This is a genomic window from Azoarcus sp. L1K30, assembly GCF_018122735.1.
Lineage (GTDB): Bacteria > Pseudomonadota > Gammaproteobacteria > Burkholderiales > Rhodocyclaceae > Parazoarcus.
Window position 1 is genome coordinate 2,820,876 of record NZ_JAGRRD010000001.1, and the last position, 22,413, is coordinate 2,843,288.

24 protein-coding genes are annotated in these 22,413 nt (G+C 64.6%); 17 read left to right on the forward strand and 7 right to left on the reverse strand.

Annotated elements, in window-relative coordinates; genetic code table 11:
* Positions 1-28: 28 nt before the first annotated feature.
* The 3 genes from J5J83_RS13025 to J5J83_RS13035 all read left to right on the forward strand — a co-directional run bounded on the left by J5J83_RS13025 (position 29) and on the right by J5J83_RS13035 (position 3,049).
* Positions 29-1,000 carry a tripartite tricarboxylate transporter substrate binding protein gene (locus J5J83_RS13025; RefSeq protein WP_212349770.1) on the forward strand — a complete coding sequence of 324 codons (972 nt, stop codon included), beginning with the start codon at positions 29-31 and terminating at the stop codon, positions 998-1,000.
* 93 nt (positions 1,001-1,093) lie between these two features.
* Complete coding sequence (locus tag J5J83_RS13030; RefSeq protein WP_212349772.1) at positions 1,094-1,537, forward strand: tripartite tricarboxylate transporter TctB family protein; 444 nt, start codon at positions 1,094-1,096, stop codon at positions 1,535-1,537.
* A gap of 3 nt (positions 1,538-1,540) precedes the next feature.
* Positions 1,541-3,049 (forward strand): tripartite tricarboxylate transporter permease, encoded by a 1,509-nt coding sequence (locus J5J83_RS13035; RefSeq protein WP_212349774.1) that lies wholly within the window; start codon positions 1,541-1,543, stop codon positions 3,047-3,049.
* 117 nt (positions 3,050-3,166) lie between these two features.
* Here the strand turns inward: J5J83_RS13035 and J5J83_RS13040 are convergent, their stop codons facing one another.
* Together J5J83_RS13040 and J5J83_RS13045 are read right to left on the reverse strand one after the other, a co-directional pair.
* Entirely contained in the window at positions 3,167-4,570 is a 1,404-nt protein-coding gene (locus J5J83_RS13040) for a sensor histidine kinase (protein WP_212349776.1), read from the reverse strand.
* The gene (locus tag J5J83_RS13045; RefSeq protein ID WP_212349778.1) at positions 4,567-5,241 is read right to left on the reverse strand and encodes a response regulator; all 675 of its coding nucleotides are present in this window, start codon (positions 5,239-5,241) and stop codon (positions 4,567-4,569) included. Before J5J83_RS13045 ends, J5J83_RS13040 begins: the two co-directional genes overlap by 4 nt.
* Before the next feature lie 93 nt (positions 5,242-5,334).
* Between J5J83_RS13045 and J5J83_RS13050 the strand changes: the two genes are divergently transcribed.
* The 3 genes from J5J83_RS13050 (at position 5,335) to J5J83_RS13060 (ending at position 8,431) form a co-directional block, all read left to right on the forward strand.
* Positions 5,335-6,426, forward strand: coding sequence for an ABC transporter substrate-binding protein (locus J5J83_RS13050; RefSeq protein ID WP_249115710.1), 1,092 nt, complete (start codon positions 5,335-5,337; stop codon positions 6,424-6,426).
* 32 nt (positions 6,427-6,458) lie between these two features.
* Entirely contained in the window at positions 6,459-7,520 is a 1,062-nt protein-coding gene (locus J5J83_RS13055; protein WP_212349780.1) for an AbrB family transcriptional regulator, read from the forward strand.
* Positions 7,521-7,666: 146 nt separating this feature from the next.
* Positions 7,667-8,431 (forward strand): hypothetical protein, encoded by a 765-nt coding sequence (locus tag J5J83_RS13060; protein WP_349251893.1) that lies wholly within the window; start codon positions 7,667-7,669, stop codon positions 8,429-8,431.
* 37 nt (positions 8,432-8,468) lie between these two features.
* On the opposite strand, the gene J5J83_RS13065 is transcribed toward J5J83_RS13060, so the two are convergent.
* The 4 genes from J5J83_RS13065 to J5J83_RS13080 all read right to left on the reverse strand — a co-directional run bounded on the left by J5J83_RS13065 (position 8,469) and on the right by J5J83_RS13080 (position 12,240).
* Positions 8,469-10,310: a DUF5666 domain-containing protein gene (locus J5J83_RS13065; RefSeq protein WP_212349782.1), complete on the reverse strand. Its 1,842-nt coding sequence runs from the start codon at positions 10,308-10,310 to the stop codon at positions 8,469-8,471.
* Between the two features lie 2 nt (positions 10,311-10,312).
* Positions 10,313-11,146 carry a DUF6502 family protein gene (locus J5J83_RS13070; RefSeq protein ID WP_212349784.1) on the reverse strand — a complete coding sequence of 278 codons (834 nt, stop codon included), beginning with the start codon at positions 11,144-11,146 and terminating at the stop codon, positions 10,313-10,315.
* A gap of 137 nt (positions 11,147-11,283) precedes the next feature.
* Complete coding sequence (locus J5J83_RS13075) at positions 11,284-11,748, reverse strand: phosphate-starvation-inducible PsiE family protein (RefSeq protein ID WP_212349786.1); 465 nt, start codon at positions 11,746-11,748, stop codon at positions 11,284-11,286.
* A gap of 69 nt (positions 11,749-11,817) precedes the next feature.
* Positions 11,818-12,240, reverse strand: a complete 423-nt coding sequence (locus J5J83_RS13080) for a TerB family tellurite resistance protein (RefSeq protein WP_212349788.1) — start codon at positions 12,238-12,240, stop codon at positions 11,818-11,820.
* 183 nt (positions 12,241-12,423) lie between these two features.
* Between J5J83_RS13080 and J5J83_RS13085 the strand changes: the two genes are divergently transcribed.
* The 11 genes from J5J83_RS13085 to J5J83_RS13135 all read left to right on the forward strand — a co-directional run bounded on the left by J5J83_RS13085 (position 12,424) and on the right by J5J83_RS13135 (position 20,912).
* The gene (locus tag J5J83_RS13085; RefSeq protein WP_212349790.1) at positions 12,424-13,317 is read left to right on the forward strand and encodes a LysR family transcriptional regulator; all 894 of its coding nucleotides are present in this window, start codon (positions 12,424-12,426) and stop codon (positions 13,315-13,317) included.
* Between the two features lie 88 nt (positions 13,318-13,405).
* Positions 13,406-14,479 (forward strand): VanZ family protein, encoded by a 1,074-nt coding sequence (locus J5J83_RS13090; protein ID WP_212349792.1) that lies wholly within the window; start codon positions 13,406-13,408, stop codon positions 14,477-14,479.
* A gap of 23 nt (positions 14,480-14,502) precedes the next feature.
* A complete protein-coding gene (locus J5J83_RS13095; RefSeq protein WP_212349793.1) occupies positions 14,503-14,829 on the forward strand; it encodes a ferredoxin in 327 nt (108 codons plus the stop codon).
* The gene (locus J5J83_RS13100; protein WP_212349795.1) at positions 14,826-15,494 is read left to right on the forward strand and encodes an alpha/beta fold hydrolase; all 669 of its coding nucleotides are present in this window, start codon (positions 14,826-14,828) and stop codon (positions 15,492-15,494) included. Before J5J83_RS13095 ends, J5J83_RS13100 begins: the two co-directional genes overlap by 4 nt.
* A gap of 14 nt (positions 15,495-15,508) precedes the next feature.
* Positions 15,509-16,120 (forward strand): glutathione S-transferase, encoded by a 612-nt coding sequence (locus J5J83_RS13105; protein ID WP_212349797.1) that lies wholly within the window; start codon positions 15,509-15,511, stop codon positions 16,118-16,120.
* Positions 16,120-17,118, forward strand: coding sequence for an ATP-binding cassette domain-containing protein (locus J5J83_RS13110; protein ID WP_212349799.1), 999 nt, complete (start codon positions 16,120-16,122; stop codon positions 17,116-17,118). The genes J5J83_RS13105 and J5J83_RS13110 overlap by 1 nt, the downstream gene beginning before the upstream one ends.
* Before the next feature lie 11 nt (positions 17,119-17,129).
* The gene (locus J5J83_RS13115; RefSeq protein WP_212353637.1) at positions 17,130-17,384 is read left to right on the forward strand and encodes a hypothetical protein; all 255 of its coding nucleotides are present in this window, start codon (positions 17,130-17,132) and stop codon (positions 17,382-17,384) included.
* Positions 17,371-18,522: a DUF1615 domain-containing protein gene (locus tag J5J83_RS13120; protein WP_212349801.1), complete on the forward strand. Its 1,152-nt coding sequence runs from the start codon at positions 17,371-17,373 to the stop codon at positions 18,520-18,522. Before J5J83_RS13115 ends, J5J83_RS13120 begins: the two co-directional genes overlap by 14 nt.
* Before the next feature lie 508 nt (positions 18,523-19,030).
* A complete protein-coding gene (locus tag J5J83_RS13125; RefSeq protein WP_212353115.1) occupies positions 19,031-19,318 on the forward strand; it encodes a T6SS effector amidase Tae4 family protein in 288 nt (95 codons plus the stop codon).
* Positions 19,303-19,710 (forward strand): T6SS amidase immunity protein Tai4 family protein, encoded by a 408-nt coding sequence (locus J5J83_RS13130; protein ID WP_212349802.1) that lies wholly within the window; start codon positions 19,303-19,305, stop codon positions 19,708-19,710. Before J5J83_RS13125 ends, J5J83_RS13130 begins: the two co-directional genes overlap by 16 nt.
* 416 nt (positions 19,711-20,126) lie before the next feature.
* Entirely contained in the window at positions 20,127-20,912 is a 786-nt protein-coding gene (locus tag J5J83_RS13135) for an ABC transporter permease (protein WP_212349804.1), read from the forward strand.
* 15 nt (positions 20,913-20,927) lie between these two features.
* Here J5J83_RS13135 and J5J83_RS13140 read toward each other — a convergent pair whose 3' ends face one another.
* Positions 20,928-22,208, reverse strand: a complete 1,281-nt coding sequence (locus J5J83_RS13140) for an FAD/NAD(P)-binding oxidoreductase (RefSeq protein WP_212349806.1) — start codon at positions 22,206-22,208, stop codon at positions 20,928-20,930.
* Positions 22,209-22,413 lie beyond the last annotated feature (205 nt).

Here is a 22,413-nt window from a genome sequence, read left to right on the forward strand (position 1 = left end):
AGAGATTCCAGAACGGAGGAGACCTGAAATGTTCAACAAGACCCTGCTCGTCATCGCCACCACCTTTGCGCTCGGCAGCGCCCATGCCGCGGCACCGGAGAAGCCCGAGTGCATCGCGCCGGCCAAGCCCGGCGGCGGATTTGATCTCACCTGCAAGCTCGTCCAGGGCGGATTGCAGAACGGCAAGTACATCGATGCGCCGATGCGCGTGACCTACATGCCGGGCGGCATCGGCGCGGTGGCCTACAACACGGTGATCGCGCAGCGCCCCGACGAAGGCGGCACCATCGTCGCGTTTTCCGGTGGTTCGCTGCTGAATCTGGCGATCGGCAAGTTCGGCCGATATACGGTCAACGACGTCAAGTGGCTGGCCACTGCCGGCGCTGATTACGGCGCCATCATCGTGCGCGCCGATTCGCCGTTCAAGGACCTGAAGGAGCTGATGGCGGCGATCAAGGCCGACCCCACCAAGGTCGTGTTCGGTGCCGGCGGTTCCGTCGGCAGCCAGGACTGGATGAAATCGGCATTGGTTGCCAAGGCTGCCGGCATCGACTTCAAGAGCATGCGCTACGTCGCCTTCGAAGGTGGCGGCGAGGCCATGACCGCGCTGCAGGGCGGGCACGTACAGGTCTATTCGGGTGACGCCTCGGAAGTGTCCGCCCACATGAAGGGCGGCCGCGTGCGCGTGCTGGGCGTGCTCGCCGCCGAGCGCCTGCCGGGCGAACTGAACGCCATCCCCACCGCCAAGGAGCAGGGCTACGACGTCGAGTGGCCGATCATTCGCGGCTATTACATGGGACCGAAGGTCGCCGACGCCGATTACAAGTGGTGGCTGGGGACCTTCGACAAGATGCTGCCCTCGCCCGAGTTCGCCAAGCTGCGTGAAGCCCAGGGACTGTTCCCCTTCAACCTGACCGGCGACAAGCTCGACGCCTACGTGAAGGAGCGCGTGAAGCACTACGCCGAGCTGGCCACCGAATTCGGCATGGTCGCCCAGTAATTTCGTCTGGTCCGGACGCGTCGGCCACGGCGGCGCCGCGAATGCGGCGCGACACGGCCGACGCTGCTCCCTCACCCACGACTGGAGAGAATCATGAGCGAACGCGTCTTTGGCGTCTTCCTACTGCTGCTTGCTGCGGGCGGCATCTACTTCGGTTGGGACCTGCGGGCCCCGATCTCCTACGAACCGGTCGGCCCGCGCGCGTTCCCGCTGCTGGTGTTCTCGCTGCTGGGCATCTGCGCAATCGGACTCATTGCCACCCGGCGCCCCCCCACCGAATGGGCACCATCACCGGTGTTGATGCGCATTGGCGCCATGTTCCTGGTCGTTCTGGCCTATGCGCTGTTGTTCGACAAACTCGGTTTCGTGATCTCGACCGCGCTGATGTCGATTCCGCTGGCCCGCTTCTTCGGCGGCACGTGGAAGCAGGCCGCGATCGGCGGCACCGGCCTCGGTATCGCATTGTTCGTGATGTTCGATCGCGTGCTCGACGTCGCCCTGCCCACGGGCTTCTGGCTCAAGCCACTTCTGGGGTAAGCCATGGAAATCATCTCTCATCTGCTCGACGGCTTTGCCGTCGCCGGCACCCCCACCAACCTGCTGATCTGCCTGATCGGTGCCTTCCTCGGCACCATCATCGGCATGCTGCCTGGGTTGGGTCCGATCAACGGGGTCGCGATCCTGCTGCCCATCGCCTATGCGATGAAGCTGCCACCGGAGTCCGCCCTCATCCTGCTTGCAGCGGTCTATTCCGGCTGCGAGTTCGGCGGCCGTATCTCGGCCATCCTGATCAACGTACCCGGCGACGCCGGTGCGGTCATGACCACGCTCGACGGCTACCCGATGGCCAAGAAGGGGCTGGCCGGCCCCGCACTGTCGATCTCGGCGGTCGCCTCGTTTACCGGCGCCATCATCGCCACCGTCGGCATCGTCGCCTTTGCGCCGCTGCTGGCCAACTGGGCACTGGCATTCGGTCCGGCCGAGTACTTTGCACTGATGGTGCTGGCCCTGTCCTGCCTCGGCGGACTGGTCGGCGACTCACTGCTCAAGGCGGCGATCGGCATGCTGATCGGCCTGGTCATCGCCTGCGTCGGCATCGATGCCAACAGTGGCGTGTATCGCTACACCTTCGACCTGCTTCATCTGTCGGACGGCATTCCCTTCATCGTGGTGGTGATCGGCCTGTTTGCCGTCAGCGAGCTGATGCTGATGCTGCAGGGTCACCATGGCGGCGTGCAGGCGGTGGAGGTTACCGGGCGCACGATGTTCAACTCGGCGGAGTTCCTGCGCGCGAAATGGACCATGCTGCGCTCCGCGGTCGTGGGCTTCTTCGTCGGTGTGCTGCCGGGCGCGGGCGCCTCGATCGCGTCGGCGATGACCTACTCGATGGAGCGCCGCCTCGCAGGCAAGGACCACTGCTTTGGCGAAGGCGACGTGCGCGGCGTGGCCGCGCCGGAAGCGGCCAACAACGCCTCCGCCTACGGTTCGCTGATTCCGATGCTGACCCTCGGCGTACCGGGCTCGGGCACCACCGCGGTAATGATCGGTGCGCTCACGCTGTACAACATCACGCCGGGTCCGACCCTGTTCCAGGACCAGCCGGTGATCGTGTGGGGCCTGATCGCATCGCTTGCCATCTGCAGCGTGATGCTGGTGCTGATGAACATCCCGATGATCAAGCTCTTCGTGAAGTTCCTGCAGATCCCGAACTGGATCCTGGTGCCGGGTGTCGCCGCAGTGTCGATGGTCGGGGTGTATGCCGTGCATGGGACCACCTTCGACCTCATCGTCGGCACGCTGCTGGGCGGGTTCGGCTACCTGCTCAGGGTGATGAACTTTCCCATGGCACCGTTCATCCTCGGCTTCGTGCTCGGAGACATGATGGAGCAGAATCTGCGCCGCGCGCTGTCGATCAGCAATGGCGAACTGGGCATCCTGTTTTCGAGCCCGATCTCGATCGGCTTGTGGATTGCCGCCATTGCGATGCTGGTGGGGCCCCGCGTGTTCAAGGCCATCGACGCCCATCGTCGCCAGCACGCAATGGCATGATGTCCGGCTCGGGCGGCGGACCTCCTCCCCGTATCCGCCCGGCCTGATGTGGCGCCCTCCGGAAATTGCGCCGGCGGCGATACATCCACCTGCAGGGCGCCCCGGCGCCCTGCTTTTTTATTCCGGCGCCCGGCGCGCCCGCGGAAACTCCACCAGCACGGTCAGCCCGCAGCCATCCGTACCCTCGTCGAGGGAAATGCTGCCACCGTGGGCAAGTACGATCTCGCGTACGATCGCCAGACCAAGTCCGCTACCCGAGGCCTTGTCCTGCCCGAGGATGCGATAGAAGCGCTGGAACACCTTGTCCCTTTCGGACGGCGGAATTCCCGGTCCCTGGTCACTCACGCACAAGGCCACCCGCTCTCCGGTCGCACCACTGGCGATGACCACCTGGGTATTGGCAGGGCTGTAGCGGATCGCGTTGTCGAGCAGATTGGCCGTCAGTTCGCGCAGCATCTGCAGGTTGCCATCGACGTGGGCTTCACCACCATCCTCGAAGGCCAGCTCGATACCCTTGTTCAGCGCCACCGGCGCCAGTTCGAGCGCCACCTCCCTGGCCAGGCGGCTGATGTCGACGCGCTCCTGCGACTGCATCAGCAATTCGGCCGATTCCGCATGCGACAGCGCCAACATCTGGTCGGCCATCCTGCGCGTACTGCGCAAGGTGCCGAGCAGGCTCTTGAAGGTATGCCGGACCTCCTGCAGATCGCTCAGGCGCTGGCCGTACTCGGCCTGGGTACTGAGCACCGCCAGCGGGGTACGGATCTGGTGTGCGGCATCTGCAAGAAAGCGCCGCCGCGCCGCATGCATGCGTGACAGACGTTCGGTGTGATGGTTGATTGCATCGATCAGCGGCCTGACCTCGGTCGGGACGTCGGTGGCGGTGATGGGCGTCAGGTCCTCCTCGTCGCGGGTACGAATGGCCTCGCGCAGCGCCAGCAGCGGACGAAAGGCCGAGGTCAGCGCCATCGCCAATACCACGGCGCCCAGCGCGACCAGCAGAAACTGCCTCTTCAGACTGTCGAAAAACAGCTCCTTTGCCAATTCGAGCCGCGACTCCGTCGTCTCGGCGAACACGATCGTTGCCGCATCCCCCCCGTTCAACGCGGGGTCGTAGAGACGTTTGCGGACCGCCCCCACGCGCACGCTGAAGTTGCGGTAGATGCTATCAACGATCTGCGGCGGCTGGTCGTCGGCCAGCCCGGACGGCGGCACGAGATCACCGTACCCCGTCACCAGAACGCCATCGGGCCCGATCACCGCATAGAACAGGCGCTCCTGCATGTTCGACTCGAATACGTCGAAGGCCGAATACGGCATGTCCACCGAGATATTGCCCTCGAGCGAATGCACGCGCTCTGCGATTGCACTGATGGACGCGGTGAGCGAACGGTCGTAGGCACGGTTTACCGCCGTGAGCGCGCCGTAATATGACAGCACCGCATTGATCAGCAGCAACGCGAGCAGCGAGGGCAGCAGCCAGGTCGCAAACCGGCGCCGCAGGCTGACGTCACGCGTCATCCAGCGGCTTCGCTCAACAGGTAGCCCAGGCCTCGCAAGGTCGTCACCACCGCGCCCGAACCATCGAGCTTCTTGCGCAGACGATGCACATAAATCTCGATGGCCTCGGCGCGCGCCTCCTCGTCGAAGGCAAACACTTTCTCGAACAGGGTTTCACGCGCCACCGGCCGCCCCTGGCGGGAAATCAGCACTTCCAGCACGGCAAGCTCACGCGGCGTCAGTGCCAGCGGCTTGCCATCCACCCTTGCCAGCCTGGAGCCGGTGTCGAATTCGAGCCGGCCGATACGGACCACGGGCACCAGATTGCCGGCACGACGCAGCAAGGCCTTGATCCGGGCCTCGAGCTCCGAGAGATCGAAGGGCTTGGGCAGATAGTCGTCCGCCCCCAGATTGAGGCCACGCACCCGATCTTCGGTGCTGCCACGCGCCGTCAGCACGAGGACCGGCGTATGCGCCGTCGTCTCGCGGGCGCGCATGCGCTTGAGCACCTCGAGACCGTCGAGCCCCGGCAGCGACAGGTCGAGCACCACCACATCGTAGGGCTGGGTCAGCAGTGCATGATCCGCGTGATCGCCACGGCTCATGACATCGACCGCATAACCGGCATGGTTCAGGGCTTTCGACACCCACTCGGCCAGGTCCGCATGGTCTTCCACGAGCAACAGGCGCATAAGAATGAAAGTGGATCGAAAGGTTGTTGGTCAATTATCCTGCCGCAAAACGCCTGCCGAGCAAAGCACCCCGCATCCGACTGGAGCATTCCATTGCGTATCCTGACCTGCCGTATCGGTCGCCTCGTCGCCCTGATGTGCGCGCTGGCGACTGCCACTACGGCCGCAGGTGCCGAATTCGTCTCGGATCAGCACGAGGCCGCCGTGCGCGAAGGCACGGTGGTGATCTATGCTGCGACCGACGAAGTCGTCGCCCGCGAACTCGTACTCGATTTCGAGCGCCGCTACCCGGGCGTCAGGATCGACTACCGTGACATGGCCTCGTCCGACCTGTACCGGCGCATTGTCGCCGAAGCGCCCGAGGGCGGTGTCGCGGATGTGGTGTGGAGCTCGGCCATGGACCTGCAGGTGAAGCTGGTCAATGACGGTTACGCCCAGGCGCACCGTTCGGAGCAGACCGCGGCGCTGCCGAAGTGGGCGATCTGGAAGGACGAAGCCTTCGGCACCAGCTTCGAGCCCGTGGCAATCGTATACAACAACAAACTGCTGCCGGCCGATCTTGTGCCGCGAAGCCACGCCGAACTGCTGCGTCTGCTGGCTCACCCGCCCACACGGATGCGGGGCAAGCTGATCACCTACGATCCCGCGCGCTCGGGCCTCGGCTATCTGTTGCACAGCCAGGATGTACTGGCCAACCCGGTGGTGTTCTGGCGCCTGGCCGAGGCGTTTGCCCGCACGGGCATCCAGACTGAACCTTCCACCGCCGACATGCTCGACCGCATATCCTCGGGAAACGCCCTGCTGGGCTACAACCTGCTCGGTTCGTACGCCGCACTTCGCGCGGCCCGGGATCCCGTATTGAGCATCGTCCTGCCCCGTGACTACACGCTGGTCATGAGCCGGGTAGCGTTCATCTCGCGTCAGGCGCGCCATCCGAACGGCGCGCGCCTGTGGCTCGACTATCTGCTGTCCCCGAGCGGCCAGCGCCTGCTGTCGAAAAATGCCGGGTTCTACTCCGTGCGCGCCGACGTCCCCGCCGAGTCCGCGGCAGGCGACCTCCAGCAGCAACTCGGCGCGGCCTTCCGGCCCATTCATATCGGCGCAGGCCTGCTGACCTACCTCGACCAACTCAAGGCACGCGATTTCCTGCGCCAATGGCAAGACACCATTGCCCCGCCGCCATGAAAGTCGGACCCGATCAACAACAGGCCGAGTGTATGTCCCCTGATCCTGCGGGCGCGAATCGATTGGGCAACATCGCCCTCGTTCTCGTCACCCTTGCGATCGGTGGCGCGGCCGGCGCTGCCGCCCTGAGCATTCGCAGCCCCCTGCCGTGGATGCTCGGGCCGCTATTCGGTGTCGCCTTGCTGCGCGTGCTCGGCGCCCCGCTGATGCCGGCGCCGGGTGGCCGGCATGCAGGACAATGGGCCATCGGCACCGCGCTCGGCCTCTATTTCACCCCGGCCGTGCTGAGCCTGCTCCAGGCAAACCTGATGCTGGTCAGCCTGATTGCCGGCGGCGCCCTGATCGTGGGCCTGCTGTGCGCCGTGCTCACGCTGCGTCTGGCGAAGGTAGACAAACCGACAGCGTTCTTCGCCGCCCTGCCCGGCGGCGCATCGGAAATGGCCGTGCTGGCGGAACGCTTCGGCGGTGCCGTCGACCGCATTGCCGCCGCGCACGCGCTCAGGGTCATGCTGGTGGTGGCCATCGTCCCCCTCGGGCTGAACTGGTCGGGCGCGCACGGTAGCGACCTCTATCAACCGCTGGCCGCCACCGTCGTGCCCTCGCAACTGCCGGCCCTTGTCGCCGCCAGCCTGGGTGGCGGCTTGCTGCTCACCGCACTGCGCATCGGCAACGCATGGGTGCTGGGCCCCTTGTTCGGGGTCGGCATCCTGACCGGGCTGGGTCTCAGCCTGTCTGCACTGCCAGGGTGGGTGGTCAATGGCGGGCAGTTGCTCATCGGGTGTTCGCTCGGCTGCCGCTTCTCGCCCACGTTCTTCCGCGCCGCGCCACGCTTTCTGGCGACAGCAGCCGTGTCAGCGCTGTTCGCCGTCGCCCTAGGATGCGTGCTGGCCCTGCTCGCAGCCAGTGCGTCAGACACGCCACTGGCAACACTCGTCCTCGCTGCCGCGCCTGGCGGCGTCGCCGAAATGTGCATTACCGCCAAGGTCCTCCAGCTCGGCGTGCCGCTGGTGACCGTGACCCACGTACTCAGGGTCGTCGTGCTCACCCTCGGCGCCCCCTTCCTGTACCGGGTCTTTCTCCGCCTGCCCGACTGAGCGCTGCCACGCAGCGCGACCCGAGCCGTGCTTCAGCCAGCGTTAATACTTGCCGTATACTCTTGCGGCCCACTGGCCCTGCGCGCAACGAGGCGCGTGACCGCACAGCCGGCGCTGTGCGGCTTGCTCGATGGAGAGGATCTTCCGTGAACAGAGGTTTACTGGCGCTGGGCCTGACCCTCGTTGCCAACGCCATGCCGGCTGCGGCCGGCGACTGGAGCATGATCTACGGGCTGGACTATTCGAGCGGAAAATACGGCGGATCGCGCACGTCCGAAACCTGGTATCTGCCCATCATTGGCAAATACGAAGACCACGCGATGACCTACAAGGTCACCCTCCCCTACCTCAGGACAACGGGACCGGGCGGGGTGTCGGTCGGCCCCGACCTGACACCGCTGCCCGGCACCGGGACCAGCCGAAGAACCGAAAGCGGTCTGGGAGACGTCGTACTCAGTGCATCATGGACCGCACTCGATGGCGCTGACGGCGGACTGCTGCTCGATGTCGTGACCAAGCTCAAGCTGCCCACCGGTGACGAAAAGCGCGGCCTCAGCACTGGTGAAGCCGACGTCGCACTCCAGGTCGATGTCGCCCACCGCTTCGGGCCGGTCACGGGTTTCGGCACGCTCGGCTGGAAGAAATTCGGCGACCCGCCCGGCAGCGATTTCCGCAACCCGGTCTACACCTCGCTCGGTCTGGCCTCCCGCCTCAATCCCGGCCTGACAGCCGGCATCTCCTATGACTGGCGGCAGAAGATCATCAAGCACGGAGCCGAAACCAGTGAAGCCACGCTCTTCCTGAGCCAGAGGCTGAGCGCATCGACGAAGATCCAGCTCTATCTGATCAACGGCTTTTCCGACGCCAGCCCCGACCGGGGGGGCGGACTGATGCTGAACCAGACGTTCTGATCAAGCCGCACGCATCGGGCGCGCGATCACTGTCTGCTCAGTGCCGCTCGAGCCTTTCCGCACGTTCGGGCGCTTCCACCTTTTCGGCCTTCTCCGGCCGTTCGACTTTCTCGACTGACTCCGGCCGCTCCACTTTCTCGACGCGCGCCACCCTGTCCATGCTTTCGGGGCGCTCGGCCTTTTCGACCCGCTCCACCTTCTCCACGGCTTCGGGGCGTTCGACACGCTCGACTTTCTCGACCCGCTCGACCTTTTCCACCGATTCGGGGCGCTCCACTCTTTCCACCCGCTCCACCTTTTCCGCGGTTTCCGGACGTTCGACGCGCTCGACTTTCTCGACGCGCTCGACCTTTTCAACCGATTCGGGGCGCTCCACTCTTTCCACCCGTTCCACCTTTTCCGTGGCTTCCGGGCGCTCGACGCGCTCGACTTTCTCGACGCGCTCGACCTTCTCGATCGAATCGGGCCGCTCCACTTTTTCCACCTTCTCGACCCGTTCGACCTTTTCCACCCTTTCGGCGCGCTCGACCCGCTCCACGACATCGCCGCGTTCAAGCCTGTCGATCCGTGCCGAAAGCGCTTCAGCATCGGCGTCCTGTGTGGCGTCGAGTCCAGTTGTTGTCCCCGCGACGCCGGCGGATGAATTGCCAGCAGCCACGTCGGCCGATCCTTCGCCGGTGCCGGCCGTCCCGTCCGACACCTCGACGCCCCCATCCTGAACCGTCCCACCGAGGCCGGACTCAAGCTCCTTCCCGTTATCCTTGCGACGCTCGCCGGGCATCTGCCTTTCCTGCTGCGGTCGCGTCTCGAGCACGTCGATGCGATCCGCAATCACGGATCGACCGCCATCGAGACGCCCGGTCACCCGCACCCGGGTGTCGACGCTGAAGCGGCTCGCATCGGCCTGCGCCACGGAACCGCCCTTCACCCGGACGTCGAAACCGCCCACCTTGAGAGCCTGATTCCCGGCGCCCTGGACAAGCCCCTCGATCACGGCCCTCGCTGCCGCGCCCCTGAAGGGCAATCCCGGATCCGCACGCGTCGCCGCAACCTCCATGACCCCGCCGTTCCAGCGTCCACTGACGAGGACGTTGCCGGCACCCGGGCGCGCCAAGGACGGTCCGCCCCGCAGCGGCAGACCGGTGCCCGGTCCCTGTCGTCCCACGCCGACAATCGCGCTATCGCCTCGGCCTGCAGGCGCCGGATCGAGGCGGGATGCGCGCACTGCGCCCGCAGCGGTCACCAGGCCGCTGACGGACACCCGCATTCCCGGGCGCAGGTCGACACCGATCAGGGTGTCGCGCGACAGCAGCACCGCCTGGCCCATGACACGGATCACCCCCCGGGCAAGATCCACGTCGGTCACCGGGCCCTCGTAGGCGTGCAGCACATCGATCCGGCGCGCTTCGAGTCCGCGTCGACCGCTGTAGGCCTCGATCGCCACCACCTGCCCGACTGCCAGCTCGCCCAGCCCCGCAGGCTGGTCATTGACCGCCACCGGCGTGCCGTTGTCATAGAAGACCTCGAGCCCATTGACGCATACCGACGCAAATCCGGTAATGGTGCCCACGATGCCGGTGCCACCGATGCCATCCTCGCCCGCCAGCGGCGCGCCCGTTCCTCCGACGCCTCCCGGCATCTGCGGCGCGCCGGTACCCCCCAATCCGCCGTCGTTAAGGGGCGCACCGGTGCCACCGATTCCCCCCTCCCGCTGCGGCGCGCCCGTACCCCCGATTCCGCCATGGTTTGCCTGCGCCCCTGTTCCGCCGATGCCGCCCGGATCCACGCAGGCCGGCTGCGACCACGCCGACACGGACGCGATGGCGGGCAAGGCCGCCATCAGGAAACGCGCTAGGAATGATCGCCAGTCAGACAGCATGCTCAATCTTCCTGTTTGCCGTCAGCGGGTTCGGTATAGCAGTAGAGCCCCACCGTGATGCGGTGTCTATCGACCAAGGTCGCTGCATCGCGCTGCTCGAGCTCCATCGCCAGACGGTTGAACGAGATCAGGGTTTCCATGCCCAATTCACCCACACGCTCAGAGATCTGCGCAACACTCTCCTTGCTGAGCGCGTCGTAGTGCACCGCGCGTTCAAAGAAGGGGGTGCCCTCGCCGACCAGGTTATGTACCGCGGCGGCGGCGTGGTCATGGACGTTATGCCCGAAATAGGCGACCTTTTCCTCGAAGCCTTTCTGCGGAATGAATGCATTGACGTTGAGGACCACATTGTCCTGCTCGTCGAGGCTGACGACGCCCAGACGCAACCATTCATCCAGCACGACTCTGGGCCGCACATCCCTCACGACATTCCCCACCAAAGACTCGAACGACAATTCGCCACCATAGCGCGCATGCCGCGGCAAGGGGCGCGGCCGTAACGCCTCGTCACAATAGGGAGGGACATTGGCCCACGTTGCAACCAGTCGGGCGCCGTAAGACACGGCCTCCGGCAGGGCCAGGGTCGCGCAATTTCCTGCCGCGCGAATGCGCTTGACGTCTTTCCGGTGCACACCGCTGATCAGGCTCAGCCGACTGTCGGATTGTCGCTTTCCATCGATCGGAAAATCGTGCTCGGCAACATCGATGAATACATCCTTCAGCAACTCGGAAAAATAGCCGTAGCTGACGCCCTTGGCGAGCAGCAGACGCACGATGGGCCGCATCACTTGGCGCAGGGCATGGACGAGAGCGGAGGACGGATCGGTACTGGCCATTCAACGGAAAAGCGGCAAAGCTGACTTGGGGAAAAAGCGCCGACAGCCCCTCCCCGCAAGAGAAGGGGGCTGCCAAAACAGCATGTTTGCCCAATGATACCCGTTGTGCCGCGCACGCCGGCATTGATTACGCGCCTTTACTCCGACTTCAGCGACACCAGCCAGTAGGTGATGCCGAGGGCCAGCACAATCACGCCGATCGCATACAGGTAGGATGGTTCGAGCACGCTGAGGTCGAGCACGATGACTTTCCGAGCAATGGCCATCAGCGCCGTCGCCAGGACCAGCTTCACATGGATGACGTCATCACGCAGGTAGAGCGTAATGTTGGCGAAGATCTCGATTGCGATCAGCACCGCGAGAAAAGCCGCAAAGACGACGAAGATGTCGTTCAGTTCCAGCAGCATGACCGGCGGTTCCGACAGCTTTTCATACAGCACGAGCACGACGTCCGCCACGCACCACAGAATGACGGCGACCATCAGCACCGCCAGCAACCGTATTGCCTGGCGGATCACCCAGTGCAGGCCGTCGATCAGTGGATCCTCATTTCTGGCGGACAGATGGTTGTCACACTCCGTCGCGGGCAGTTCTGGCCTCATGGGGCTCGATTCCTCGATCTGGTCGTGGCGGCCGGGAAGGCCCGGCCGCCATGGGGCAGGGCAGGATGCTCAGCCGCTGCGCCTTTCCTGCAAGCGGCTGCTCGCCTGCGCATTGGTCCACACGGCAGCCGCGTGCGACAGCAAGGCGGCCTCTTCCTCGGTTCGAACGCCATCCGCATGAACGATGTCGTCCATGGCCTTCAGGATCAGGGTCTGGAACGCCGGATCCTGGATCTCTTCCAGCAATAACCTCAATACGTCCGGCGCCAGGCGCAGGGCAATGCCATCGAGATACTCGGCACCCTGCAGCAGATCCTGGCAGTATGCCTGCAGCACGCCCTCGAACGCGTGCTCGTCGATCTTGAGGCGTTCGACGGCTTCGGACCGGGACAGTGACTCGAGTTCGGTCCGGTCCAGCCCTCCATCCGCGAGAATGGTGAGCGCAAGAATCCGCGCAGCAGCCTGGGCACTGTTGGTTGCATATTGACGCATGCTTCGTCCTCCTTGATCGGTATTCACCCCGCGTCGCCGCACCCGAAGCTTCCGGGACGGCAGCGCACTCGATGCGCGGTCAGGCGACATGCGCTGACCGTGAATCCAGCTTAGAGGAGCGCAACGCGACAAAAAAGTCGAATATAGTGTTACCACTCATCGACTTTTTCGAGGAATCGGGCGATGTCGCTGAACTTCAAGCATCTGCGTTATTTCTGGACGGTTGCCAAGGCCGGCAGTGTTGCGCGTGCCGCCAGGCTGCTGCATCTGACGCCGCATGCGATCAGTGCCCAGTTGGCGACGCTTGAAACCAGTCTCGGCACTAGCCTTTTCCATCGCGTGGGGCGGCGCCTCGAACTCACCGAAGCGGGTCAGCGCATACTCGGTCACGCGGACGAGATCTTTGCGCTGGGCGACCGGATCGTCGAGCTGATGCGGGACGAGAACCTGAACATTGCGCAGCCCTTCCGCATCGGGATTGCCGATTCGATGCCGAAATCGGTGGTCTATCGGCTCATCGAGCCGGCGCTCCAGCTCGACGCCGCGCCGCGCCTGATCTGCCGCGAGGGGCGACTGGAGGGGCTGCTGGGTGAGCTGGCCGTGCATCGGCTCGACATCGTGCTTGCCGATCGCCCCTTGCCGCCGGGTGTCAGCGTGCGCGGCTACAGTCATCTGCTCGGCGACAGCCCACTGTCGGTATTCGCCAGTCCCGCGCTCGCCGCAACCTTGCCGGGCAGCTTTCCGGCCTCGCTCGATCGCGCGCCCTTCCTGCTGCCAGGGGAGGATGTCGCCCATCGGCCGGCACTCCTGCAGTGGCTGGAGCGCATGGACGTGCATCCGCGAATCGTCGCCGAGTTCGACGACGGCGCCCTGATGAAAGCCTTCGGCCAAGCCGGCGCGGGGCTCTTCGTCGCCCCCACTGCCATTGCCGCCTACATTTGCGAGCAGTACAAGGTCATTGAACTCGGCAAAATCGACAAGGTCCGCGAGCAGATCTATGCGATCACGACCGAACGCAAGCTCACCCATCCGGCCATGCTGGCGATCCGCCAGCGCGCACGCGAGGCGATACCGTGACCCGCTGCGCGCACCGGGCACGACAGCCCGGCCGCCAGTCGGCTAGACTCGGGCTCCCGCATCGCTTTTCGCCAACCCGCCACGCACCGTGCCGCACACCTCTCTTCCGCGCAATCTCACCATCGCCTACGCACTGCTGGTGGCATACGCCTGCCTGCACCCGTTTGCCGGCTGGCGCGAGAGCGGCCTGCCTCTGTTCGACTATCTGATCGCGCCGTGGCCGAAGTACTTCCAGATCGAGGATCTCGTATTCAACGTGCTGGGTTACCTGCCATTCGGCTTCGTACTGGCCACCGCGCTGCCGACCCGATGGTCAGCGACGCGCCTGATAGGGGTCGCGTCCCTGTTGGCCGGGCTGTTCAGCTTCGGCCTCGAAACCGCGCAGCATTTCCTGCCATCGCGGATCTCGAGCAATATCGACCTTGGCGCCAATCTTGCCGGCGCCGCGCTCGGCGCCGTGCTCGGCGCCTGCTATGGCCAGCGCGTCTTTGCGCCGCGCGGCGGTATCGCGCGCTGGCGTAACGATCATTTCATCGGCGGCCACACCGGAGACATCGGCCTCATCCTGCTGGGGCTGTGGCTGCTCGCACAGCTCACGCCCAACAGCCTGCTGTTCGGCAGCGGCGACATTCGCCGGATGCTGGCGATTCCGCCCCCGCTGCCCTTCCGTCCGGAGCGCTTCATCGGCCTCGAAGCCGCGCTCGACACCTGCTCCGTGATCGCCATCGGACTCTTTGCGCGCTGCATGATGCGAACGTCGGCACCATGGCCGATCATTGCCGTCGTGGCACTCGGCATCGGCGCAAAGACGCTCGCCGCGGCCACCTTTTTCGTACCGACCGACCCGCTGGCCTGGCTCTCGCCCGGCGCCGAGCGCGGCCTGCTGCTGGGCAGCGCGCTGCTTGCCGCAGCCCTGCTGCTGCCACGCGTGGTCCAGCACGCGCTGGCCGGGACCGCGCTGCTGGTGGCCACGGCACTGGTCAACCTGCTGCCCGAAAACCCCTACGTGGGCAACGACCACGCGGTTCTGAACCGTGGCAACTTTCTCAACTTTCACGGTCTGACCCAGCTCGTCGCCAGCCTGTGGCCCTTCGTCGCGCTCGCCTACCTGTCCGCGCTCGGACTGTGGCGCGGCGAGCACCTGGACAAGCCGCGCCTATAATCGGCACACCAACGGAGACTTGAATGAGCTATTTCAAACACCACGTATTCTTTTGCTGCAATCAGCGTGCGCCCGGCGAAGACTGCTGCAACAATCATCAGGCCAGCGCACTGCAGCTCTACGCCAAAGAGCGCACCGGCGAGCTGGGCCTGAAGGGCAAGGGCAGCGTACGCATCAACAAGGCCGGCTGCCTCGGGCGCTGCGACGACGGCCCGGTGATGGTGGTGTACCCGGACAACGTCTGGTATACCTTTGTCGACAAGGAAGATGTGGACGAGATCATCGACGAACACCTGGTGCACGGCCGCATCGTCGAGCGCCTGCGCCTGCCCGATGGAGGAAACGCATGACCCGTGCCCTGCCGACCGAATCCGCCCTGCTGCGCGGTGCAGCAGGCAATATCGAAGTCCTGATCGACGCGCCCGAAACCGTGCGCGGCATCGCATTGGTGTGCCACCCGCATCCGCTTTTTGGCGGCGCCAACACCAACAAGGTGGCGCACACGCTGGCGCGCAGTTACCGTGACCTCGGCTTCGCCGCAATCCGTCCCAATTTTCGCGGCGTGGGCAAGAGCGAGGGCGAACATGACCACGGCACCGGCGAAACCGAAGACATGCTGTCGGTGATCGCCTGGGCGCAGTCGCGCTGGGGCAGCCTGCCGCTGGCACTGGGCGGCTTTTCGTTCGGCGGTTTCGTCCAGACCCGCATCGCCAACCGTCTGGCCGACGACATCAGCCCGCCGCGTCAGCTCGTGCTGGTCGGCATGGCGGCCGGCGTTGCCGCCGACGGCGCACGCAGCTACGACACCCCGCCGGTGCCCAAGAGCGTGCCCACCCTGGTGATCCATGGCGAGATCGACGACACCGTGGCGCTGGCGAACGTGCTCGACTGGGCACGACCGCAGGAGCTGCCCGTCATCGTCATCCCCGGTGCCGACCATTTTTTCCACGGCAAGCTGCACCTGATCCGTGAATTGATCGCCCGCAACGTTGCGCCGGCCCCCGGCCGCGCCTGATACCGGAGACCACGATGAAACTGCTCGCCTCGCTGACCAGCCCCTATGCGCGCAAGATCCGCATCCTGCTCGCGGAGAAGTCGCTGCCGTTCGAACTCGTCGTCGACTCCCCGTGGGAGGCGGCCACCCGCGTGCCCGACGTCAACCCGCTGGGCAAGGTGCCGGCGCTGGTGCTCGACAGCAGTGAGGTGTTCTTCGATTCGCCGGTCATCGCAGGTTATCTCGAAACCCTGCACGCCCCGCCGGCGCTGCTCCCCGCCAGCGGCATCGAGCGCGTGCGAGTGCGCCAGACCGAAGCCCTCGCCGACGGCATTCTGGATGCATCGGTGAACGCCTATCTCGAGAGCAAGCGCCCGCCCGAGCAGCAGAGCGCGCCCAGCATCGAGCGCCAGCTCGACAAGATCCGGCGCAGTCTGGACGAACTCGAAAGGCGCGCCACCGGCCGCGACTGGATCGACGGCGACGTCATGCAACTGGGTGACATCAGCGTCGGGGTCGCGCTCGGCTATCTCGACCTGCGCCTGCCCCAGACCGACTGGCGCGCTCGACGTCCCGCCCTCGTGGCCCTGTGCGATCGCCTGTTTGCACGTCCGAGCTTCGCCGACACCGTCCCGCCGGCCGGTTGATGACGGTCGCCGAACGCACGCTATCCTCTCCGCATTCGACGGCCGCGTCGCTGCGGCCATCGCCGCTGCTCATCCGCGGCCTGACCAAGCGTTATGGCGACACTGAAGTCGTTCGTGGCATCGACCTCGAACTGCGCGCCGGGGAGTGCTTCACCCTGCTCGGCCCCAACGGCGCCGGCAAGACCACCACGCTGCGCTGCGCGCTCGGCCTCACCGCCCCCGATGCAGGCGAGATCCGCCTGTGCGGCGAAGCGGTGCCCGAACGCGCCCGCGAGGCACGCATGCGGGTCGGCATCGTGCCGCAGATGGACAATCTCGACCCCGACTTCACCTGTGCCGAGAACCTGCTCGTCTATGGCCGCTATTTCGGTCTGAGCGATGCGGAGATCAAGACCCGCATTCCCGACCTGCTGGCCTTTGCCGGACTTGAAAACAAGCGCAACGCCCGCATCCAGTCGCTTTCGGGCGGCATGAAGCGGCGCCTGACGCTGGCACGCGCGCTGATCAACCAGCCCGAACTGCTGGTACTCGACGAACCCACCACCGGGCTTGACCCGCAAGCCCGGCACCTGATCTGGGATCGGCTCAAACAGCTCATCCGCAGCGGCACCACGGTTTTGCTGACCACGCACTTCATGGACGAGGCCGAGCGCCTGTCCGACCAGCTCGCCATTCTCGACGGCGGGCGGATGCTCGCCGGCGGTAGCCCGCGCGAAGTGATCGCCGAGCATATCGAGCCGCAGGTGGTGGAAGTCTTCGGCGACTGGAACGGCCACGACCTGCCGGCAGGCGGCGGCGCCGCTGCCTGGGCGAGTGCGCATGCGGCAGCCTTGTCGGACCGCTTCGAGATCAGCGGCGAAACCGCCTTCTGCTACCTCCACGACGCCGCCCCGCTGCTCGCCCACCTCGCTGCCCAGCGCGGCCTGCGCTACCTGCACCGGCCGGCCAACCTGGAAGATGTCTTCCTCAAGCTGACCGGACGCGACCTGCGCGACTGAAAGAACCGAACATGGACCCAGACGCCAACGCCCGCCACCGCCGCACCACCCGCGCCGCCGCCCCGACGCCGCGCCGGAGCAGCCTGCAGCTCATCCGGGCATGGACAATCAGCCTGTTGCTGACCGGTGCGATGAGCGGCTGCGCGGTCGTGGCAGTGGCCGACGCGGCCGTCACGGTCGTGGCGACCACGGTGAAGGTCGGCGCCAAGGTGGTTGGCGCGGGCGTGGATGTGATACTTCCCGATGACGAGCATGAAGACGAATAGCGGACATCCGCAGCTGGCACGCCACCGTCTCTGGTCTGTCGCCCTGAGCCTCGCGCTGCTCGCCGGCTGCACGAGCACCGTCTACCAGCCGGAACCCGCCCCGTCGCGACCCGCCGATATCCGTGCCCAGGTCTTGCGCCTGTTACCCCCCGGCACCGGCGACCGGAATGGCTGGGCCGCGGACATACAGGTGGCCTTCAGCGCGCTCGAGATCAGCCCCAGCGTAGCCAACCTGTGCGCCGCACTGGCCGTCGCCGAACAGGAGTCCGGCCTTGTGGCCGATCCGGCGGTCGCCGGCCTGCCCGCGATCGCATGGCGGGAGATCGAGCGCCGCGCCGAGCAACTGGGCATCCCGATGCTCGCGGTACGACTCGCCCTGAAACTGCCCTCGCCCGATGGCCGCGCCTACGCCGAACGTCTCGACCGGGTCCGCACCGAGCGCGAGCTGAGCCTGATCTTCGAGGACTTCATCGACATGGTCCCGATGGGCAAGCAGCTCTTTGCCGGTTTTAACCCGGTGCGCACAGCCGGCGCGATGCAGGTCAGCATCGCCTTTGCCGAGCAGCATGCGCGCGAGCGCACCTATCCCTACCCGGTCACCGAATCCATTCGCCGCGAAGTCTTCACCCGCCGCGGCGGCATGTACTTCGGCATTGCCCACCTACTCGACTACCCCGCCAACTACGACAGCCCGCTGTATCGTTTCGCCGACTTCAACGCCGGCCGTTACGCCAGCCGCAATGCGGCCTTCCAGAAGGCGGTCGGCACCGCATCGGGGATCAGGCTGGCGCTCGATGGTGACCTCGTCATCCACGGCAACACCGACCCCAACCGCATCGGTTCTACCGAACGTGCAACACGCGCGATCGGCAAATCAATCGACATGGACGATCGAGCCATCCGGCGTGCACTCGAACAGGGCGACACCGCGGACTTCGAACGCAGCCGGCTGTACACGCGCGTATTCGACCTGGCTGAAAAGCTCGAGGGCCGCAGCCTGCCGCGCGCCATCATGCCGCAAATCGCACTGTCGGGCCCCAAGATCAGCCGCAAACTGACTACCGAGTGGTTCGCGAGGCGCGTCGACACAAGGTATCGAAGGTGTCTGGCGCGGGGAGAAGGCCCCTCAGACCAGTAGTTCGCTCAAGGGATCGGCATCGCAAATTCCCAACGCGAATATCGAAGGGCAGCATCCGACACACCCAAACCTCAACCGTACGGAGCCGTTTCAGGCCACGCGGAGTGAGTTGCCCCCAAGCGCCGGACAGCTTCATAGCTATTCTCGATAGACGCTTGATCTTGATTCCCGGTACCGCGCCGGTTGCCCTGGCGCTTGTCACAAACCTTCGTGCCGATGATTCAAAGCGCTCGGCTAGTTGAGTTGGGCACAGGAAGTACCTTATGATGAAAACATTCTAAATGTCATTTTATCAGTAGGCATTCATGCCAATCAGAAGACCCGCCTTCAATAGCGCATGGAGCGCCTTCATGGCCGTCCGCCTCACTGTCCCTGACGTGGGCAAGAAGATCGGCGGAGTCGTGCAGAAGAACACGGAGATGGCAACCGGCGGTTTTGAAAACGCCTGCCCAATCCGAATGAGCTAAACCACACAGGCTTTCCCATCCCCAAGAGTTCCCGGTATGCGATGGTCAGTGGCGGCGATCATCGTCAGTACATCTACCGCCTCAATGACATGATGACCTATCTGGAACGCACGCTTGGTGCGCCGGACAAGACGGTGAGGTCTCCCAAACCGTCCGATTTCACAGGTTTGAAGGGGATCATTGTCGTCAAAGGACACGGCTGGGGCAACGCCAAGGGTCATGTGACCCTTTGGAACGGCAACATCTGTTCCGATACCTGCCATCTCATGGCCGACCCCGAAAATGGGCCTTTCATTCCTGAAACGGCGTCGATATGGTTACTGCCCTGAAGCCGGCTGCTGTTGCGCTGATCCTCGCGCTGTTTGCCTATGCCTGCCCCGCCCAGGCACAGGACAAGCAGACAGGAGCGTATTCGGTTCCAATGACCGACACGTATTCTCAGAAGACGTTGTTAAAGAACTGGGCTTTGAGTGTCTGTCTGGCGGCAGTCACCAAAGACGCCGATGCGAGAGATGATGCCAATGCAACCGCGAGCGCCTACCTGGAGTTTGGGCGGCAAGGGATTGAAGCATACGAAGCGCTAAGGGAACTGGCACATCAGTATGCCAATCGGAAATACGGGGGATCCATCAAGTCCGATTTCAACACGATGAAATGCATCGACCTGTTTCACAGCAAGGATCTGGATCGCATGGTCACCAAGCTGGTACACCAACGCTAGGCCTTCGACTACGTCTGTTCAAGCTCGTGCGTGACACCGGTTCGGCCGAACCGGAACTGCCTAGGCCTCCATCATGTCTCGCGTCGGAACAGAAGAAGGTGATCACCCCCCGGGCGATTGCGGAGTACTACGACTTGATGCTGCACCGTACCCGGCCGGATAAATGGATGCAGAAAAACTCGCATGCGATCTTTGCCTGTACCTTGCAGCAAGAAGCCGAAAGTGCAATGCTCAATGTGACCTTCGGCTTGCGCCAGCGCGGTGGTTTTTCGTTCTGGAACGGTCCGAATGCGGCTGTCACGATGCAAGCGGGGGTACGGTATTGCTCAGCGAGGATGCGCAGCATCTCGATCACTGCCTACAGGTCACCATCCCCCGGATCGACGTGGTGCCACCAAAATGACGGAACCCCACTGATGACTCCCGATCACTGGCGCCTGCCCCAGCTCTCACGCCGCTTCATCCCGGTGTGGCAGCGCAATTTCCTGGTGTGGCGCAAGCTCGCGCTGCCGTCGATCCTGGGCAACCTCGCCGATCCCGTGATCTATCTGTTCGGGCTGGGGTTCGGTATCGGCATGCTGGTTCCCGAGGTGGGCGGTGTGTCCTACATCAGTTTTCTGGCCGCCGGCATGGTGTGCTACTCGACGATGAACAGCGCGACCTTCGAAGTGCTGTACTCGAGCTTTTCGCGCATGCACGTGCAGCGCACGTGGGACGCGATCCTCAACGCGCCGGTGTCTCTCGACGACGTCGTATTCGCCGAACTGGTGTGGGCGGCATCCAAGGCGCTGCTGTCGGGCGCCGCCATCCTGCTGGTGGTGAGCCTGTTCGGGCTGGTCGATACACGCCATGTACTGTGGCTGCTGCCGCTGATTTTCCTCGTCGGGCTGACCTTCGGCGCACTCGGGCTGATCGTCACCGCCCTCGCACCGAATTATGACTTTTTCATGTACTACTTCACCCTCTTCATCACCCCGATGATGCTGGTGTCGGGCGTGTTCTTCCCTGCAGACCAGCTGCCGCCGACGATCCGCGCGGTCACCGCCGTGCTGCCGCTGTCGCACGCCGTCGAACTCGCCCGCCCGCTGCTGCTCGGCCGCGCCCCCGAACAGGCCGCGATGCACCTGCTCGTCCTCGGGGGCTACTGTGGCGTCGCGTTCTGGCTCGCCCTGGCACTCACCCGGCGACGCCTGCTCAAGTAGCCGCCGCCTGCAGGCTCAGTCGCTGCCCTTGAGCTTGGCGATGCCGATGGCGCTCATCACCACCCGTTCATACACCGGCTCGGTCGTGCCCTTGCGCATCTTGCGCAGGAAGTACTTCTCGAACCCGATCTTGGCCAGATGGACCCACTTGCCCTGGCCAAACCAGTTCATGTTGCGCGGTGGAATCTGCGGAATCGCCACGAAGGCAGCGCCGGTGTCCCCGAAGTCGGCCAGACAGACCGCGTTCCAGGTCGCCTTTTCGGTCGGCTCCTTGCCGTCGATCAGGCAGCGGATGTTGTGTGCGGTCGCCGTCACCATGGACTCGATCATGTAGCCGGTCTTGGGGGTACCAGTCGGCACCGGTGTCGTCTCTACCGGCGGGATTGCCACGCACACGCCTACCGAAAAGACGTTGCGGAAGGTCGGGTTGCGCTGGTGCTGGTCGATGAGCACGAAGCCGCGCGGATTCACCAGCCCCTCGATGCCGAACACGGCCTCCACCCCCTTGAACGCCGGCAGCATCATCGAATACTTGAACGGGAGTTCATGACGGCGCTTCTCCTTGCCGTCCTCGTCGTGCTCGATGACATGCATCTTGCCGTCTTCGATGCGCTCGACCTTCGCATTGCAGATCCATTTGACGTGGCGCTCGCGGAAGGCCGACTCCATGATGCCCTTGGAGTCACCCACGCCGGCCAGTCCGAGGTGACCGATATAGGGTTCGGAGGTGACGAAGGTCATCGGCACGCGGTCGCGCAGCTTGCGCTTGCGCAGGTCGGCGTCGAGGATCATCGCAAACTCGTAGGCAGGCCCGAAACAGGAGGCCCCCTGCACCGCGCCGACGACGATCGGCCCCGGGTCGGCCACGAACTGCTGCCATGCCTTCTCTGAAGTCACTGCGTGATCGACGTGACACACGGATTGCGTGAAACCGCCGTGGGGACCGAGTCCGGGCACTTCATCGAAGGCCAGCCGTGGACCGGTGGCGATGACGAGATAGTCGTACTCGAGGCGGCGGCCATCTTCGAGCTCGAGTGCGTTGTCGCCCGGCTCCACCCGCTTCACCCCGACCGGGATGAAATCGATCTTGCGGCGCGCGAGCACGTCCGCCGGATCGACCTCGATGTCCTCGCGCGAACGCCAGTTCACAGCCACCCAGGGGTTCGATGGCACGAAATGAAACTTCGCGTCCTTTGATACGACCGTGATGCGATCCTCCGCACGCGCGTGGTCGCGCATCTCGTAGGCCATCGGCAGACCGCCAATTCCAGCGCCAATGATGACGATGTGGGCCATGCAGTGCTCCTCCTCATATTGTTTGAATGGTCGTTGCATCCCTGCTGCCGGACGGCGGCCCATGCCCCGCGTCCGGCCGGCAAGGCTCCCCGGGCCAGAATGGAAGGCGCGGGATACGCGAAGCAAGACTTGTGTTCTGCAGTTCCCGATTCAGGGGATATGTATATATTAGTAACTGCTAATTTTATTAACAACCACTATATAT